The sequence below is a fragment of the Pseudomonas sp. NFX71 genome, from assembly GCF_048079215.1.
Taxonomy (GTDB): domain Bacteria; phylum Pseudomonadota; class Gammaproteobacteria; order Pseudomonadales; family Pseudomonadaceae; genus Aquipseudomonas; species Aquipseudomonas fluorescens_B.
On the sequence record NZ_CP182230.1, the window covers coordinates 3,424,533 to 3,441,981 of the forward strand.

The window sequence follows — 17,449 nt, forward strand, 5'->3', positions numbered from 1 at the left end:
AGGGCAGGGCGCGGGGGCATGGTGTAGAACCTGTTGTTATTGGTTTTGTGAGGCGAATGGTGCGGGGAATGAACTGGATGGTTCAATCGGGGAAAGCGGGTTTTGGGCGGTTATCGAACGCAAGATTGGGCTGGGGAATTGGTGTTGTTTGCGCCGGCTCATCGCGGCCAATGTGGTCGGCACACCCTTTCCCGCAGCCAACAAAAAGCCCACCAAAAGGTGGGCTTCTTATTTACGGCGTGATCAGAACAATTTCAGCTTCGGCGCTTCTTCTTTCAGTGGCTCGACTTTCGCCGTCTGCTCATTCCAGCCACCGCCCAGTGCCTTGTACAGATTCACGGCGCTGGTCAGTTGCGCCAGGCGATCGGTGATCAGCGCCTGTTGGGCACTGAACAGCTGACGCTGGGCATCGAGGAAGGTCAGGTTGCTGTCGACGCCAATGCGATAACGACGCTCGGCCAGACGGTAGTAGTCCTGGTTGGCGGTGACGAAATCACGCTGGGCCTGCAACTGCTCGGTGTAGGTCTGGCGGGCGGCCAGGCCGTCGGCGACTTCCTGGAAGGCCGTTTGAATGGACTTCTCGTAGTTCGCCACGCCGATGTCTTTCTGGATTTTCGAGTAATCCAGGCTGGCGCGCAGGCTGCCGGCGTTGAAGATCGGCAGATTGATTTGCGGCTGGAACAACCACGTACCCGAACCACCCTTGAACAGGCCGGAGAGATCAGGGCTCAGGGTACCGGCGTTGGCGGTCAGGCTGATGCTCGGGAAGAACGCCGCCCGTGCCGCGCCGATGTTGGCGTTGGCCGCTTTCAGGTTGTATTCGGCCTGAAGGATGTCCGGACGACGTTGCAGCAAGTCCGACGGCAGGCCGGGCGGTACGTCGCTCAGCAGGTCGTCAGACAGCGGCTTGGCTTCTCGCAGATTGGCCGGGATGCCAGTGCCGAGCAGCAGCACCAGGCTGTTTTCATCCTGGGCAACCTGACGCGTGTAACGGGCCAGTTGTGCACGGGCGTTTTCCACCGAGGTACGCGACTGAGCCAGATCCAGGGCCGAAGCTACACCCACTTCGTTGCTGCGGGAGGTGAGCTTGTAGCTCTCCTCGAACGCACCGAGGGTGTCTTGAGTGAGCTTGCGCAGCTCTTTGTCAGCCTGCCAGGTCAGGTAGGCATTTGCCACGCTGGCGACCAGGCTGATTTGCGTGCTGCGACGGCCTTCTTCAGTGGCGAAGTACTTCTGCAGCGCTTCTTCGCTCAGGCTGCGAACCCGACCGAACAGGTCGAGTTCATAAGCGCTGATGCCGACGGTGGCGGAGTAGGAACTGGTGATGCCTGCCTGACCGGTCTGCGATGCATCCGCCGGAACCCGCTGACGGCTGCCGGTGCCATTGGCCGACACGGCCGGGAACAGGTCCGCACGCTGGATGCGGTACTGCGCCGCGAACGCATCGATGTTCAGCGCCGCGACACGCAGGTCACGGTTGTTTTCCAGGGCGACCTGGATCAGCTGTTGCAACGCCGGGTCATGGAAAAACTGCTTCCAGCCCTGTTCGGCGGCGGCCTGTGCAGGCGCCTGGGTCGGCGAATACGCCGGACCTTGCGGGTACTGCGCTGCCACCGGTGCTTCAGGCTGCCGATAATCGGGTATCAGCGAGCAGCCGCTCAGCACGAAGGCCGCGACTGCGATGGAGAGTAGCGACTTGCTCATTAGCCAGCCTCTTTAGAAGGTTCAATAGCGTCGTCCTGATCGGCGGTTTTACGCTGACCAATCGACGACACGGTGACAAAGAAAAGTGGGACCCAGAAGATCGCCAGAACCGTGGCCGTGATCATACCGCCAATAACGCCGGTTCCGATCGCATGTTGGCTGCCTGAACCGGCACCAGTGGAAATCGCCAGTGGCACCACGCCGAGGACGAAAGCGAGCGAGGTCATGATGATCGGTCGCAAACGCATGCGGCAGGCTTCGATCGCCGCGTCGCGCAGGCTGCGCCCTTGCTCATGCAGTTCCTTGGCGAATTCGACGATCAGGATGGCGTTTTTCGCCGCCAGACCGATCGTCGTCAACAGGCCCACCTGGAAGTAAACGTCGTTCGACAGGCCGCGCAGACTGGTGGCCAACAGTGCACCGATGATCCCCAACGGCACCACCAACATCACCGCGATCGGGATCGACCAGCTTTCGTACAGCGCTGCCAGACACAGGAACACCATCAGCAGCGACAGGGCGTAAAGCGCCGGTGCCTGTGAGCCGGACAGCCGTTCTTCGTACGACAGACCTGTCCAGGAAATACCGACACCGGCCGGCAGTTTTTTGGCCAGGGCTTCGACTTCCGCCATGGCTTCACCGGTGGAGTAGCCCGGCGCCGGGGCACCGAGGATTTCCATCGCTTCTACGCCGTTGTAACGCGAAAGCTTCGGCGCCCCGTAGATCCACTGCCCCTTGGCGAAGGCGGAGAAGGGCACCATGGTGCCTGCGCTGTTACGCACATACCATTTCTTGATGTCTTCCGGGCTCATCCGCGAATCGGGTTGGCCTTGCACGTAGACTTTCTTCACCCGACCACGGTCGATGAAGTCGTTGACGTAGCTACTGCCCAAGGCAATCGACAAGGTGCTGTTGATGTCAGAGAGGGTAATGCCCAGCGCGCTGGCCTTCTCGTCGTCGATTTCCAGCTGATATTGCGGCTCGTCGTTCAGTCCGTTCGGACGCACCTGGTAAAGCACCTTGCTCTGTGCCGCCATGCCGAGGAACTGGTTGCGAGCTTCCATCAACTTCTCGTGACCGATACCGGCGCGGTCTTGCAGGAACACATCGAAACCGGTGGCGTTACCCAACTCCAATACCGCAGGTGGCGCGAAGGCGAACACCATGGCATCGCGGAAGGTGAAGAAGTGTTGCTGGGCACGGGCGGCGAGTTTGAACACGCTGTTTTCCGCATCCCGCTGATCCCACGGCTTGAGCATGATGAACGCCAGGCCCGAGCTTTGGCCGCGACCGGCGAAGTTGAAGCCGTTGACGGTAAACACCGACGCCACGGCGCTCGATTCCTTGTCCAGCAGGTAAGAGCGCATTTCATCGATCACCACCTGCGTGCGCTGGGCGCTGGAACCGGCCGGGGTCTGCACTTGGGCAAACAGAACGCCCTGGTCTTCTTCCGGAAGGAACGCCGTTGGAATACGGGTGAACAGCCAGATCATGCCGACGACAATGATCAGGTAGGCCAGCAGGTATGGCGCCTTGTGCGCCAGCATGTTGCCCACGCCCCGCTCGTAGCTTTTGACGCCACGGTCGAAGCTGCGGTTGAACCAGCCGAAGAAGCCGCGTTTTGGTGTGCCGTGCTCGCCTTTCGGAATGGCCTTGAGCATGGTCGCGCAAAGCGCCGGTGTGAAGATCAGGGCAACCAGCACCGACAGGGCCATGGCGGACACGATGGTGATCGAGAACTGCTTGTAGATCACACCCGTGGAGCCACTGAAGAACGCCATCGGCAGCAATACTGCCGACAGCACCAGGGCGATACCGACCAATGCACCCTGGATCTGCCCCATGGATTTCTTGGTGGCCTCCTTGGGTGACAGGCCTTCTTCGCTCATGACCCGTTCGACGTTTTCCACCACGACGATGGCGTCATCCACCAGCAGGCCGATGGCCAACACCATGCCGAACATGGTCAGGGTGTTGATGCTGAAACCGAACGCCGCGAGGATGCCGAACGTACCCAGCAATACCACCGGCACCGTCATCGTGGTGATGACCGTGGCGCGGAAGTTTTGCAGGAACAGGAACATCACCAGGAACACCAGCACGATCGCTTCGACCAGGGTTTCAACCACACCCTTGATCGATTCGGTCACCACCGGCGTGGTGTCATACGGGAACACCACTTCCATCCCTTGCGGGAAGAATGGCTTGAGCGTGTTAATGGTGTTGCGTAGCGCTTTGGCCGTGTCGAGGGCGTTGGCACCGTTGGCCAGTTTCACCGCCAGGCCGGAAGCCGGTGCACCGTTGAACTGAGCGTTGATGCTGTAGTTTTCACCGCCCAGACCCACATCGGCGACATCGGACAGACGCACTTGCGAACCGTCCTTGTTGACCTTGAGCAGGATCTTGTTGAACTGCTCGGCGGTCTGCAGACGGGTCTTGCCGATGATGGTGGCGTTCAACTGCTGGCCGGGCGCGGCAGGCAGGCCGCCCAGCTGACCGGAGGACACCTGGATGTTCTGCGCCGCGATAGCCGCTTTCACGTCCACTGGCGTCAGGCTGAAGTTGTTCAGCTTGGCCGGGTCGAGCCAGACACGCATCGCGTACTGGGAACCGAAGACCTGGAAGTCACCGACACCGGCGGTCCGCGAGATCGGGTCCTGCATGTTCGACACGATGTAGTTGGACAGGTCGTCCTTGGTCATGCTGCCGTCGCGCGACACCACGCCGATCACCAGCAGGAAGTTCTTCACTGACTTGGTCACGCGAATACCCTGTTGCTGCACTTCTTGCGGCAGCAGCGGGGTGGCCAGGTTCAGCTTGTTCTGGACCTGGACCTGCGCGGTATCGGAGTTGGTGCCTTGCTCGAAGGTCGCGGTGATGGTCATGCTGCCGTCGGAGTTACTTTCCGAGGAGACATAACGCAGGTTGTCGATACCGTTGAGCTGCTGCTCGATGACCTGCACCACGGTGTCCTGCACGGTTTGTGCGGACGCGCCTGGGTAAGTCACCTGAATTGCAATGGCCGGAGGCGCAATGCTCGGGTATTGGTTGATCGGCAGTTTGAGGATCGATAGAGCCCCGACCAGCATGATCACCAGGGCTATGACCCAGGCAAAAATCGGACGGTCGATAAAAAATCTGGACATGGTTTACTCCCCTTTGCCGCTGGAAGCCTTGCTAGCTGCCTGTGCGGGGGCCGGGTTCTTTGCGCCAACGTTAGTCGCCTCGGTGGCCTTGACTTCAATGCCAGGTTTGACGAATTGCAGTCCTTCGGTGATCAGGCGGTCGCCGGCCTTCAGGCCGTCTTCGATCAGCCATTGGCTGCCGACAGTGCGGCTGGCCTTGAGCTGACGCAGTTCGACCTTGTTGTCCGGACCGACGACCAGCGCGGTCGGGGTGCCTTTGAGGTCGCGGGTCACGCCTTGTTGCGGTGCCAGAATGGCGGCGGCGTTGACGCCGGCCTGAAGCTGGGCGTGAACGAACATGCCAGGCAGCAGGGTGTGATCCGGGTTGGGGAACACCGCACGCAAGGTCACGGAGCCAGTGGTCTGGTCAACCGAGACTTCGGAGAACTCGAGCTTGCCGTCCAGCTTGTACTGGCTGCCGTCTTCGAGGGTCAGCTTGACCGCGGCCGAGTTGTCGCCGGCCTTTTGCAGGCGACCGCTTTCCAGTTCGCGGCGCAGTTCAAGCAGCTCCACGGAAGACTGGGTGACGTCGACGTAGATCGGGTCGAGTTGCTGGATCACCGCCATGGCGTCCGCTTGACCGCTGGTGACCAGAGCGCCTTCGGTCACGTTGGAGCGGCCGATGCGACCGGACAGTGGCGCGTACACTTTGGTGTAGCGCACATTGATCTGGGCGCTTTGCAGCGCGGCTTCCGATTGCAACCGGTTGGCCAGGGCCGTGTCGTATTCCTGACGGCTCACCGCCTGTTCGTCGACCAGTTGCTTGTAGCGATCGGAGATCGATTTGGTCTGCTGCAGATTGGCTTCGGCGCTTTTCAACGTGGCTTCATAGACGGCTGGATCGATCTGATACAGCTGCTGACCGGCCTTGACGTCGCCGCCTTCCTTGAACAGGCGCTTGAGAATGATGCCATTGACCTGAGGGCGAACTTCGGCGATGCGATAGGCGCTGGTGCGGCCCGGCAGCTCGGACGTCAGGGTAAAGGCTTGGGGTTGCAAGGTTACAACGCCGACCTGAGGGGGTGGCGCGGCCGGTGCCGCTTCTTCCTTTTTGCATCCGCTGAGCAGCGATGCCAAGGCGACGGCAGTGACCAGAGCGGTAACAGCTGGCTTGAATTGCATGAAAATCCTCGGGTCAGGCGCGCAAATTGCGCACTAGAAATGTGTAAGGGTAAAAAATGTGCGCTGAGTGGATAAGTAGCTTGCTAAGGAATATACTTACGTTCATGGTTGTTTGTAAATACCTTGGCTGCGTACCCACATCGTTACAAAAGCCGTTTCAAAGGTTCGAATTGTAGGCCGGGGACGACACCCAAGAGCGTTCGCCCCACTTTTATTCAGCGGCTGTTCAGGCATCGCTGAAGCACCCTGATTGAGGTTGTACTGCCATGGTCCGTCGTACCAAAGAGGAAGCTCAGGAAACCCGTAGCCAGATACTCGAAGCGGCAGAAAAGGCCTTTTACGAACGGGGCGTAGCACGCACCACGCTGGCGGACATCGCGACGCTGGCGGGCGTGACGCGCGGGGCCATCTACTGGCATTTCAGTAACAAGGCGGATCTGGTGCAGGCCATGCTCGATACATTGCATGAGCCGCTGGATGAAATGGCCAAGGCGAGTGAAAGCGAAGATGAACTCGACCCACTGGGTTGCATGCGCAAGCTGCTGATTCATTTGTTTCATCAAGTTGCCCTGGACCCGAAAACCCGACGCATCAATGAGATTTTGTTTCACAAGTGCGAATTCACCGATGAAATGTGCGATCTGCGCCAGCAGCGCCGGGAGGTCAGCCTCGATTGCAATGTGCGTATCGGCCTGGCCCTGAGTAATGCGGTGAATCGGGGGCAGTTGCCGGACAACCTCGACACGGCCCGCGCGGCCATCAGTCTGCATGCCTACATCGATGGCATTTTGTATCAGTGGCTATTGGCGCCCGACAGCTTTCAACTGCATACCGAAGCCGAGCGTTGGGTCGATGCAGCGTTGGACATGCTGCGCCTGAGCCCCAGCCTGCGCAAATGAAACAAAATGCTTAATTGGATCCGAATCTGTCAATAGACGCGGGCGAAGATCAACACGTCGCCCGCGTTGTTGTGATGGAGTGCTTTTATATACGGACGCGCTCCGGGATGACAGGTAGCGAGCTACGTATTTTGTAGGAAATTTGTGTCGCAGATGTGAAAAGGTGAGAGTGATCCCGAATGGTCGCTGCTTCAGCCGAGCGTGATTTCCACCTCGAAGCTGAACGGTTCTTCCTCTGCCATGCGGGTGATTCTGGTTGAACAATCGATCCTGGATGAGCCAATGGAAGTGACGGTATTTTTTACCGTTGCCCTGTGTCTTGGCGAAATGACGCCGAAGGATTTGTTCATGATCATGCCCAGGTCAAAACGGACCCCGACGTTCTGATCGATAAAATCAACGAACTGATTGAACATGATTTTATTTTTGGGCCAAGGGTAACCGTACGTATAGGCGAAATCGGATTTCAATGCGGTTTTTGTGCGAGGGGGAAGCTGGAATGACTGGCGCTCTGATGTGTGCAAAGGCAGGCTGGTTTGTGCAATTTTAAAAGTGTGCGGCGTGTTGTTAATGAGCTTGACGATCACGCGAGTGGTCTTCGTGCTTTTATCTTCATTTCGCCACAGCTCGATGCTCTGTTTCAGCGCACGCTCTGACTCAATCCCTTCAAGAAAGTCGATTAACTCGACCTTGGCGACCCCGATCAACTCGTCCAGTGCCTGCTGATTTTCCTCGCTGAAAAACAGCGGTGTCAGGTTGTACAGTGTGCCAATGGAGGTGTAGTTGAAAAACGATAGCAAGTCTTCGTGCGGGTTACTGGTTTGTTTGATGTCATTCATATCGATTCCTTTCGATCAAATTAGGGGACGCTGAAAGTAACCTCGCTCTAAGTTCTGCTGCAATGAAGAGGTTGTTTCATGAGTTGAGCGTTATTAAATAAAAAACCCCAGGTATTTCTACCCGGGGCTTTTTTATACAGGCAGGACTTACATCATTGGATAGTCGATGTAACCCACCGGACCTTTGGCATAAAACAATTCCGGACGTGCTTCGTTCAGCGGTGCATCGGCCTTCAAACGTGCAGGCAAGTCCGGGTTGGCAATGAACGGCACGCCGAAGGCGACCGCGTCAGCCTTGCCACTGGCCAGCCAGGCGTTGGCGCTGTCCTTGGTGAAGCGTTCGTTGACGATGTAGGGGCCGCCGAAGGCTTCTTTCAATTGTGGGCCAAGGCTGTCGCCGGCTTCTTTTTCGCGCGAGCAGATGAACGCAATGCCACGTTTGCCCAGCTCGCGAGCGACGTAGGTGAAAGTCTCGGCCAGGTTGTCGTCGCCCATGTCATGGGAGTCGGCGCGCGGTGCCAGGTGCACACCGACGCGGCCGGCGCCCCAGACTTCGATCGCTGCGTCAGTCACTTCCAGCAACAGGCGAGCACGATTTTCCAGGGAGCCGCCGTAGTTGTCGGTGCGCTGGTTGGTGCTGCTTTGCAGGAATTGGTCGAGCAGGTAACCGTTGGCACCGTGGATTTCCACGCCGTCAAAACCGGCCGCCTTGGCGTTTTCTGCACCGGTGCGATAGGCGTCGACGATATCGGCGATTTCAGCGGTTTCCAGAGCACGCGGCGTTGGGTAGTCGGCCAGTGGGCGAACCAGGCTGACGTGACCCTTTGGCTGGATGGCGCTCGGTGCGACCGGCGCTTCACCGTTCAGGTACGACTCGTGGGACACCCGGCCAACGTGCCACAGTTGCAGGAAGATCTTGCCGCCCGCGCCGTGGATCGCTTTGGTCACGTTGGCCCAGCCGCGCACCTGGTCGTTGGACCAGATACCCGGAGTATCAGGGTAGCCGACGCCCATCGGCGTGACCGAGGTGGCTTCGCTGAGGATCAGGCCGGCCGAGGCACGTTGCACGTAGTACTCGGCCATCAGCGCGTTCGGCACTCGGCCTTCGTCGGCGCGGCAGCGGGTCAGCGGCGCCATGATGATGCGGTTGGCCAACTCGAGGTCGCCCAGTTTGATCGGATCGAAAATAGTCGTCATGAAATGCACCCTCGTGAGGTATCAGTGAGTCAGTTGGTAGCAGAGGCCAGTTCGGGATTACCGCTCTGACGGAAAGTAATCAGGGTCACCAGCAGGGCGAGTACCGCCAGTGCGGCGGCCGCGAGAGGTACGCTGGTCAGGCCGTAGCCGTGGGCGATGACGCTGCCGCCGACCCAGGCGCCGAGTGCGTTGCCGACGTTGAACGCGCCGATGTTCAGGGTCGACACCAGGTTCGGTGCAGCCTTGCCGTAGGTCACCACGTTCACTTGCAGGGCTGGCACGGCGGCGAAGCACGCGGTAGCCCAGAGGAACAGGGTGATTTCGGTCGGGATCAGTGCAACGCTGGTCCAGGTCAACACGGTGGAGACCACCGCCATGCTGATGAACACGCCGATCAGCGTCGCCGCCAGGCCTTTGTCCGCCAGCTTGCCGCCGATGATGTTGCCGACGGTCAGGCCCAGGCCGATGAGCATCAGGGTCCAGGTCACGCCGCGTGGCGAGACTCCGGTCACTTCGCCCAACAGCGGTGCGACGTAGGTGAACAAGGTGAACACCGATGCCGCGAACAATGCCGTCATGCTCAACGACAGCCAGATGCCGGCGCCTTTGAGTGCGCGCAGTTCGGCGCGCATGTCGAGTTTTTCTTCGTCGCGCTTGGCTGGCAGGAAGCGGATCAGGCCGATCAGGGCAATTACGCCGATCACGGTCACGGCCCAGAAGGTCGAGCGCCAGCCGGCGTGTTGACCGAGCGCGGTGCCCAGTGGCACGCCGAGGACATTGGCCAGGGTCAGGCCGGTAAACATCAGGGCCACGGCCGAAGCGCGTTTGTTCGCCGGGACCAGGCCTGCTGCCACCACCGAGCCGATGCCGAAGAAGGCGCCGTGGCAGAGGGCAGTCACCACCCGGGCAAACATCAGTACGTTGTAGTCACTGGCCACGGCGCAGAGCAGATTGCCGATGATGAAGATGCCCATCAACGCCACCAGGGCGGCCTTGCGTGGCAGCTTCGCGGTGGCCAGTGCCATGAACGGCGCACCGATGGCCACGCCGAGGGCGTAACCGGTCACCAGCCAGCCGGCACCGGGGATCGACACGCCGAGGTCGGCCGCCACATCGGGCAGCAGGCCCATGATGACGAACTCGGTGGTGCCGATGGCAAAGGCGCTCAAGGCCAGAATGAGGAGCGAGAGGGGCATGGGTGATTCCTTATCGGCGTACTGACGTAAAGGGTCAGAGCTCTTTGCTGAAGGTGCTGAGGAATGCCTGGATGGTTTCCTCGTTGCGTTTGAAAAAGTGCCACTGGCCGACTTTGCGGCTGCTGATCAGGCCCGCGCGTTGCAGGGTCGCCAGGTGAGCGGACACCGTGGACTGCGACAAGCCGCAGCGTTGATCGATCTGACCGGCGCAGACACCGTGCTCATTGCTGTGAGACTGATCGGGAAATTCGACGTCCGGGTTTTTGAGCCAGTGCAGGATTTCTCGCCGTACCGGGTGTGCCAGGGCTTTTATTATTTCGTCGAGGTCGAGGTTCATGGTGTGGGGGCTCGTGATGTGAATAACGCTATATCGCGATGGACCGAACTTTAAATCGTTAGTTCGCGATATACCAATATGATTTTGCTCTGATAACCGTGTAAATCGGTATATCGGGTTATAACGATACGATGAGTGTAAAGACCAGCCTGGGCGGTGCTAAGCTGCGCCCATGAACTATCTCGCACATCTTCACCTCGGTGGCCAGCGTCCCGGTCAATTGCTCGGCAGTCTGTATGGCGATTTCGTCAAGGGTCGGCTGCAGGGGCAGTTCGACCCGGAGGTCGAGGCGGCCATCCAGCTGCATCGCAGCATCGACGTGTTTACCGACCGCCATCCGTTGGTGGATGTGGCACTGTCGCGGTTTTCCCTGACCCGCCGGCGTTACGCCGGGATCGTGCTCGATGTGTTTTTTGACCATTGCCTGGCGCGGGACTGGACGCTGTATGCCGACCGGCCACTGGCGCTGTTCACTAGCGACGTGTATCGGGTGCTGTCCAATGAGCCGCAATTGCCGGAGCGATTGGCAAGGATCGCGCCGCACATGATGGCAAATGACTGGTTGGGTTCTTACCGGGAGTTCGACGTGCTGGAGCAGGTTTTGCGGGGGATTTCGCGGCGGCTGACCAAGCCTGAGGAGTTGGCGGCGGCGATGCAGGAGTTGCGGGTGTTGTATGAGCCGTTGAGCGAGGATTTTCGGTTGTTCTACCCTCAACTTCAGCTCTTTGTGCAGAAACATCCAGCAAAATAAGCCCTGTGGGAGCGAGCCTGCGCGCGATTGCGGTCTGTCATCCAACATAGTTGTCGACTGATACACCGCTATCGCGAGCAGGCTCCCACAGGGGATTTGTGTTTTTCCGGGGGGAATTGCGTCAGGCCGCGATAGCCGGCCGCATCGGAACCTGCTGTTTCTCCGGAATCGCCCCAAACAATGCCTTCTGCACCGCCTGCTGTGCTTCAAACGCCAGCGCCGCCCTTTCGCGACCTTCACAAGCGATCGGCTTGAGCAGATGAATCTCCACCTCACCCCGATCATTGGCAAACAAGCGCATCAGGTGCGAGAGCAAATCATCGTCGCCAATGAACGGTGCCAGCGAGTCCACTTGACTCTCGCGCAGATAACGAATCGCTACCGGCTGCAGCTTCACTTGCGAATCAATCGCCGCCGACAGCAAGCGACCATGAAAGGTGCGCAACGAACGGCCATCGGTGGTGGTGCCCTCCGGAAACATCAGCAACGCATGTTCCTGTTCCAGATGACGGGTCATCTGTTTGCGGATCAACTGGCTGTCGCCTGAACCACGACGGATAAACAGGCTGCCAGCCTTGGCCGCCAACCAGCCCGCTACCGGCCAGGTACGCACTTCGGCTTTTGACAGAAACGACAGCGGCGTCAGCATGCCCAGCAGCGGGATGTCGGTCCAGGACACATGGTTGCTGACCCAGAGCATCGATTCCTTCGGCAATTCACCGTGCACGGTCACGCGAAAGGGCAGGGCATTGGCCAGCCGCGCCATGAAGAAACGCGACCAACGCTGACGGCGGACCATCGAATGGGCGATGCCCACGCGTTCGAACAGCCCAAAGATGCTGGCCATGCTCAAGCCCAGCGCAACCACCACCAACACTCGCGCAATCCGCGCGTACACCCGCAGACGGCTCATTACACAGCCGCCTTGAAGTGCTTGGCGTAGCGCGGGCAGAGTTCGTCGCGCTTGAGCAGGATGAACACGTCGGCCACCTGGAAATCTTCATCCCAGCACGGCTCGCCGCAGATCTTCGCACCGAGGCGCATGTAGGCCTTGAGCAGCGGCGGCATTTCCGCGATGACGTTGGAGGGGATGTCTAAAACAGGCAGCGGTTTTTTCGGTTCGGCGCGCAGGTTTTCGGTGCACAGGTAACGTTCGCGCAGACGCTGCATGATCGCGTGGGCCTGAATGCCGCCGTCCTGCATCGGGATGCTCGCGCAACCCATCAAATAGCTGTAGCCGCCCTGGTTCAGGACTTCGGCCAGTTCACCCCAAAGCACGGCGATGGTGCCGCCGTTGCGGTAGGCCGGGTCGACGCAGGTGCGACCGATTTCAAGGATCGGGCCTTTGAGGTGGACCAGGCCGTGCAGGCTGAATTCTTCTTCGCTGTAAAACCTGCCCAGGCTGCTGGCGGCGGTGTGGTCGAGCAAGCGAGTGGTTGCCACCAGGCGTCCGGTGTTCAGGTCACGCACGCCGATATGGGCGCAGTGAACATCATAGTCATCCATGTCCAGACCCAGTTCCGCGCCCTTCAGCTTGGCGTTGAACTCGCCGCTGAACACGTTGAAGCGCAAAGCCTGGGCTTCCTGCAAGGCCTCGGCGCCCACCAGGCGTTCGGCTTGCAGGCGGCGTTCGTTGCCGGTGTCGCTGATGCGGGCGATCTGAGTCATTGCGAATCTCCGTGCGGGCTGGTCACCCGTCTTGGGTTAGAGCCGATCGACTTTCTTTATGCGGCCGTGTTGTGCAAAGTCAGGCTATGTAGCCCCGGTGTCATCGCCATGAAGCTTTGGTGATGCTTATATGACAGCCCATGAGGAGCCTCTTATGCCCTGGCAAACCCTGTTGAAACGTCACGATCGCTTGCCCGCCAACCCGGACCTCGCAGAGGGTTTCGCGACCTTGTTGCAGCAGTTGGGCGCGGTCACGCCGTTCGAGCTGGCGGTGGTTGGTGGACGTCTGATGGCAACACCGGGGCTGGCCTTTCTGGTGGGTTATCAGGCGGCGTTGCGCATGCTCTGGCCGAGCGCGCCGCCTAGCCTCGGCGCGTTGTGCGCGACCGAACAGCGCAGCCTGCGGGTGGCGGACATGCAGACACGTCTGACTGACCTGCGCCTGAGCGGGCGCAAGGATTTCGTCACCGCCGGCGATGCTGCGGACTGGCTATTGATTGCCGCCCGCAGTGAAGGACCCGGCGAGGCTCCGCGCTTGAGCCTGGCCGTCGTTTATCCCGGCGAACCGGGTGTGCGGGTGGAAAAGCTCCCGGCGATCCCGCTGATGCCGGACATCAGCCACGGTCGGTTGTTTCTCGAGAGCGCCTTGTGTGAATTGCTGGCGGGGGATGGCTGGGACGCGTACGTCAAACCGTTCCGGACGCTGGAAGATGTCTATGTGCTGAGCGCCATGACGGCGTGGTTGTATGGGGTGGGTCAGGACAGTGACTGGCCGCAGGGCTTGTCATTGCGTTTGCTGGCGCTGTTGGCCGGGTGCGCGGAAGTCAGCCGGCAGGCGCCGAACAACCCGGCCGGGCATGTGTTGTTGGGCGGGTTGTTTGCGCAGTTTGAGGGGTTGAAGGTTGAAGTGAATCAAGCGTTGGCCGATGGACCGCCGGAGTGGGCGGTGATGTGGCAGCGGGATCAGGCGGTGATGGATCTGGCGGCGGGGGCACGGGGGAAGCGGTTGGCCAAGGCACTTGCCGGATATTCGCTGAATTGACCGCGATGGCGGGCGGCACGGTCAACACAAACTTCAAAACTGTCATCTACCTCGACTAGGCTCAGCAGGTTCAACTTTCCGAGCCCCCTCCATGTTCAAAGGCTTGCCCCTGCTGTTCATGCTGCTAAGTCTCACAGCCCAGGCCGAAAACTGGCCCGCCGAGCAATGGTCCACCGGCCCGGCCCTCAGCGGCCCGGCCATTCAAGCCCTGGAAACCTACGCCTTCCCACCCCGCGACGAGAGCGACCGAAAAGGTATCCGCACTGACGCCTTGCTGGTGATCCGCGACGGCCAGTTGATTTACGAACGCTACGCCGGCCCGACCACTGCCGAGACGCCGCACCTGACCTGGTCGGTCAGCAAAAGCCTGATGGCCGCGGTCCTCGGCGTGGCCTATGGCGAAGGCCTGTTCAGGCTCCAGGACCCGGTGCTGAAATACTATCCGGCGCTGACAAACCACCCGGCAATCACCCTGGCCGATCTGCTGCACTGGGCCTCCGGCCTGGACTGGCAGGAAGACTACGAATACGCCCCGCTGAAGTCGTCGGTGGTGGCGATGCTTTACACCCGCGGTCATCGCGACATGGCCGCATTCACGGCCGATCACGCCGAGTATGCGCAACCCGGCCAGACCTTTCGGTATTCCAGTGGCGACAGCAATTTGCTGGCCGCCGCGCTGAAAAACATCGTCGGCCCGGCCCGGTATGCCGACTATCCATGGACTGCGCTGTTCGAACCCTTGGGCATTCGCCACGCCGTTTGGGAAACTGACGCCACGGGTACTTTCGTCGCCTCGTCATACGCCTACCTCACCGCGCGCGACTTGGCGCGAGTCGGCCTGTTGATGGCCCGCGACGGTCGTTGGGGCGACCGGCAATTGCTGCCCAAGGATTGGGTCGCCTTCAACCTCCAGCCTTTCGACCGCTATCGAGCCCATCAGGACGAGGCGGTGCCTGGCGGTCATTGGTGGCTCAATCGTGCCGCGGAGGGTGCCGCACAACCCTGGCCCGATGCCCCCGCCGACACCTTCGCCGCACTCGGGCATTGGGGCCAGGCGATGTACGTGATCCCCAGTGAGCACCTGGTGATCGTGCGTTACGGCGATGATCGCGACGGCAGTTATCGACACAACGAACTGCTCAGACTCGCGCGCCTGGCAGTCGCCGGGAAGGTGCAGCCATGAATCGCCGCCCTTTTGTCCGCCGTCGACCGTTCAGCTCGCTGGGGTTGATCCTGCTGATCGCCTTGCTCGGCTGGATCTGGCAGGAACGGGTGGCGCTGTGGGCGTTCCCGGACATCATCAGCGCCTACACCGCCAAGGAATACTGCTCGTGCCGCTATGTGATGAATAACGACGTCGAGTATTGCCATGGCTATGTCAAACAGTGGCTGCCTACCAGCAGCTTTACCGATGACCCCGCCAGAAAACGAATTACCGTCAGCGGGATGGGGCGCAGCAACAGCGCCGAGTGGGGCGGCGAACGCCAGGGCTGTCGGTTGATGCCTTGAACAGATCGCAGCCTGCGGCAGCTCCTACAGGGATTGTGTGTCCACCCATGCAAACAGTGATGTAACCCGATCTTGTAGGAGCTGCCGCAGGCTGCGATCTTTTGATCTTCGCGGTTTGCAATGCGCTCACGGGCGGTTAAGGTTCGTGCAGGTTTATTTCCCCACGAGTCTTTATGTTCAAGCGGTCCCTTATCCAAACCCTGGCCTTTGTGCTGCTGACCGGTGCCACACTCTCGGCCCAGGCCAATTGGTACCTGGACGGCGAGTCTTCACGGCTGTCGTTCGTCAGCACCAAAAACGCCAACATTTCCGAAGTGCAGCGCTTTCTGGTGCTGCATGGCAAGGTCAGTCCCAAAGGCCTGGCCGAGGTGGAAGTCGAGCTGGAATCGGTGAACAGCGGCATCCCTTTGCGTGACGAACGCATGCGCAAGGAACTGTTCGAGATCCAGACCTTCCCCGAAGCCTTGATCACCGCGCAGATTGATCTGCGCCCGATCAACGACCTCGCGCCCGGTGCGCAACTCGAATTGCGTTTGCCGGTGACCGTCAATCTCCATGGCAAACAACACGACTACAACGCCGAACTGCTGGCGACCCGTCTCGATGACCGGCGCTTTCAGGTGGTGACGCTCGAACCGCTGGTGATCAACGCCGCGGATTTCGATCTGGCGCCAGGGCTGGACAGTTTGCGCAAGCTCGCCGGTTTGTCGGCGATCAGTCTGTCGGTGCCGGTGGGTGCGGTACTGATTTTCACGGCGCGCTGACATGGCCGGCGCGATTTTTCCCTGGCGTGAAGGCAACAGCTTCGAGCTGCTGATCGACGGTCCGCAGTTTTTCCCGCGCATGCTGGTCGCCATCGCTCGCGCTGAGGAACAAGTCGAACTGGAGCTGTACCTGGTGGAGGCGGGCGCCTGTGCCGAGGCCATGGTTCAGGCATTGGTCCAGGCCGCCGAGCGGGGAGTTCGTGTGCGCTGCCTGTTCGATGATTATGGCAGCCTCGCGTTTACCCTGACCTTGCGTCAGCGGCTGATGGCGGCGGGCGTGGAGCTGCGTTTCTACAATCGCCTGAGCTGGCGGCGCTGGGTCGGCAATTTCTATCGCGATCATCGCAAACTGTTGCTGGTCGATCAGAGCATGGCGGTGGTCGGTGGCACCGGTGTCACCGATGAATTCTGGACGCCAGGCGAAGACACCAGCGAATGGCATGAGGTGATGGTGGAAATTACCGGCCCTCTGGTCATCGACTGGCAGTTGCTGTTCGACCGCCAATGGATCGCCAACCGCCACCGCCGCGCTTGGAAACCTGCTGCGCATTTCGGCCTGCCACGATTGCCGCGCGTGCCGTCCACAGGCGAGGGCATGGGCCGGGTGGCGTATGCCGACGCCCGTCAGCACCGCGACATTTTGCAATCGCTGGTTCGTGCGCTGAACAGCGGACAAAAGCGAATCTGGCTGGCCACGCCGTATTTTCTGCCGACGTGGAAAGTACGCCGCTCGTTGCGTCGGGCCGCCGGTCGAGGCGTTGATGTACGTTTGCTGCTGACCGGGCCGCGCACCGATCACCCCTCGGTGCGCTACGCCGGGCATCGCTACTACCCGCGATTGCTCAAGGCCGGGGTGCAGATTTTCGAATACCAGCCGTGTTTCCTGCACCTGAAAATGGTGCTGGTCGATGACTGGGTGAGCATTGGTTCGTGCAATTTCGATCACTGGAATCTGCGTTTCAACCTGGAAGCCAACCTTGAAGCACTGGACCCCGGGTTGACGCGGGCGGTGGCGGCGAGTTTCGAACGGGACTTTGCGTTGAGCCAGGAGGTGAGCCTGGAAGCATGGAAACGCCGACCGTTGTGGCGACGTGTGAAGCAGAGGGTGTGGGGATGGGTGGATCGGCTGGTGGTGAATCTGCTGGATCGACGGGGCTGAACCCAGTCTCCTCAACACCCCAAAACCACTGTGGGAGCGAGTCTGCTCGCGATGAGGCCATAACATTCAACATCATT

The 17,449-nt window shown here is 60.1% G+C and carries 16 protein-coding genes; 7 read left to right on the forward strand and 9 right to left on the reverse strand.

Annotated features, from left to right (window positions below):
* Positions 1-243 precede the first annotated feature (243 nt).
* Genes emhC through emhA form a run of 3 tightly spaced genes read right to left on the reverse strand, consistent with a single transcriptional unit; the run spans position 244 to position 6,011 of the window.
* The gene (gene emhC / locus ACM1ZW_RS15740) at positions 244-1,704 is read right to left on the reverse strand and encodes an efflux RND transporter outer membrane subunit EmhC (protein ID WP_416738865.1); all 1,461 of its coding nucleotides are present in this window, start codon (positions 1,702-1,704) and stop codon (positions 244-246) included.
* The gene (gene emhB, locus ACM1ZW_RS15745; protein WP_414879562.1) at positions 1,704-4,850 is read right to left on the reverse strand and encodes an efflux RND transporter permease subunit EmhB; all 3,147 of its coding nucleotides are present in this window, start codon (positions 4,848-4,850) and stop codon (positions 1,704-1,706) included. The genes emhC and emhB overlap by 1 nt, the downstream gene beginning before the upstream one ends.
* A gap of 3 nt (positions 4,851-4,853) precedes the next feature.
* A complete protein-coding gene (gene emhA, locus ACM1ZW_RS15750; protein WP_017336849.1) occupies positions 4,854-6,011 on the reverse strand; it encodes an efflux RND transporter periplasmic adaptor subunit EmhA in 1,158 nt (385 codons plus the stop codon).
* Between the two features lie 266 nt (positions 6,012-6,277).
* Between emhA and emhR the strand changes: the two genes are divergently transcribed.
* A complete protein-coding gene (emhR, locus tag ACM1ZW_RS15755; protein ID WP_017336850.1) occupies positions 6,278-6,910 on the forward strand; it encodes an efflux system transcriptional repressor EmhR in 633 nt (210 codons plus the stop codon).
* 191 nt (positions 6,911-7,101) lie between these two features.
* Here the strand turns inward: emhR and ACM1ZW_RS15760 are convergent, their stop codons facing one another.
* From ACM1ZW_RS15760 to ACM1ZW_RS15775, 4 genes are all read right to left on the reverse strand, one after another.
* On the reverse strand, positions 7,102-7,749 hold the full coding sequence (locus ACM1ZW_RS15760; RefSeq protein WP_414884912.1) for a hypothetical protein: 648 nt from the start codon (positions 7,747-7,749) through the stop codon (positions 7,102-7,104).
* Between the two features lie 147 nt (positions 7,750-7,896).
* Positions 7,897-8,946 carry an alkene reductase gene (locus tag ACM1ZW_RS15765; protein ID WP_414879564.1) on the reverse strand — a complete coding sequence of 350 codons (1,050 nt, stop codon included), beginning with the start codon at positions 8,944-8,946 and terminating at the stop codon, positions 7,897-7,899.
* A gap of 29 nt (positions 8,947-8,975) precedes the next feature.
* Positions 8,976-10,142 carry an MFS transporter gene (locus tag ACM1ZW_RS15770; RefSeq protein ID WP_017336853.1) on the reverse strand — a complete coding sequence of 389 codons (1,167 nt, stop codon included), beginning with the start codon at positions 10,140-10,142 and terminating at the stop codon, positions 8,976-8,978.
* A 34-nt stretch (positions 10,143-10,176) separates the two neighbouring features.
* Positions 10,177-10,479: an ArsR/SmtB family transcription factor gene (locus tag ACM1ZW_RS15775; protein ID WP_017336854.1), complete on the reverse strand. Its 303-nt coding sequence runs from the start codon at positions 10,477-10,479 to the stop codon at positions 10,177-10,179.
* A gap of 172 nt (positions 10,480-10,651) precedes the next feature.
* Between ACM1ZW_RS15775 and ACM1ZW_RS15780 the strand changes: the two genes are divergently transcribed.
* The gene (locus ACM1ZW_RS15780; RefSeq protein ID WP_414879565.1) at positions 10,652-11,230 is read left to right on the forward strand and encodes an ACP phosphodiesterase; all 579 of its coding nucleotides are present in this window, start codon (positions 10,652-10,654) and stop codon (positions 11,228-11,230) included.
* Between the two features lie 121 nt (positions 11,231-11,351).
* On the opposite strand, the gene ACM1ZW_RS15785 is transcribed toward ACM1ZW_RS15780, so the two are convergent.
* Entirely contained in the window at positions 11,352-12,143 is a 792-nt protein-coding gene (locus tag ACM1ZW_RS15785) for a lysophospholipid acyltransferase family protein (protein ID WP_416738867.1), read from the reverse strand.
* Positions 12,143-12,898, reverse strand: a complete 756-nt coding sequence (gene olsB, locus ACM1ZW_RS15790; protein WP_017336857.1) for an L-ornithine N(alpha)-acyltransferase — start codon at positions 12,896-12,898, stop codon at positions 12,143-12,145. Before olsB ends, ACM1ZW_RS15785 begins: the two co-directional genes overlap by 1 nt.
* A 154-nt stretch (positions 12,899-13,052) precedes the next feature.
* Between olsB and ACM1ZW_RS15795 the strand changes: the two genes are divergently transcribed.
* From ACM1ZW_RS15795 to ACM1ZW_RS15815, 5 genes are all read left to right on the forward strand, one after another.
* Positions 13,053-13,940: an acyl-CoA dehydrogenase gene (locus ACM1ZW_RS15795; RefSeq protein ID WP_416738868.1), complete on the forward strand. Its 888-nt coding sequence runs from the start codon at positions 13,053-13,055 to the stop codon at positions 13,938-13,940.
* Between the two features lie 91 nt (positions 13,941-14,031).
* Positions 14,032-15,123, forward strand: a complete 1,092-nt coding sequence (locus tag ACM1ZW_RS15800; RefSeq protein WP_416738869.1) for a serine hydrolase domain-containing protein — start codon at positions 14,032-14,034, stop codon at positions 15,121-15,123.
* The gene (locus ACM1ZW_RS15805) at positions 15,120-15,449 is read left to right on the forward strand and encodes an amidase (RefSeq protein ID WP_416738870.1); all 330 of its coding nucleotides are present in this window, start codon (positions 15,120-15,122) and stop codon (positions 15,447-15,449) included. The genes ACM1ZW_RS15800 and ACM1ZW_RS15805 overlap by 4 nt, the downstream gene beginning before the upstream one ends.
* A 173-nt stretch (positions 15,450-15,622) precedes the next feature.
* A complete protein-coding gene (locus ACM1ZW_RS15810) occupies positions 15,623-16,213 on the forward strand; it encodes a YceI family protein (protein ID WP_017336861.1) in 591 nt (196 codons plus the stop codon).
* A gap of 1 nt (position 16,214) precedes the next feature.
* A complete protein-coding gene (locus ACM1ZW_RS15815) occupies positions 16,215-17,372 on the forward strand; it encodes a phospholipase D-like domain-containing protein (RefSeq protein ID WP_017336862.1) in 1,158 nt (385 codons plus the stop codon).
* The last annotated feature ends 77 nt before the right edge of the window (positions 17,373-17,449 follow it).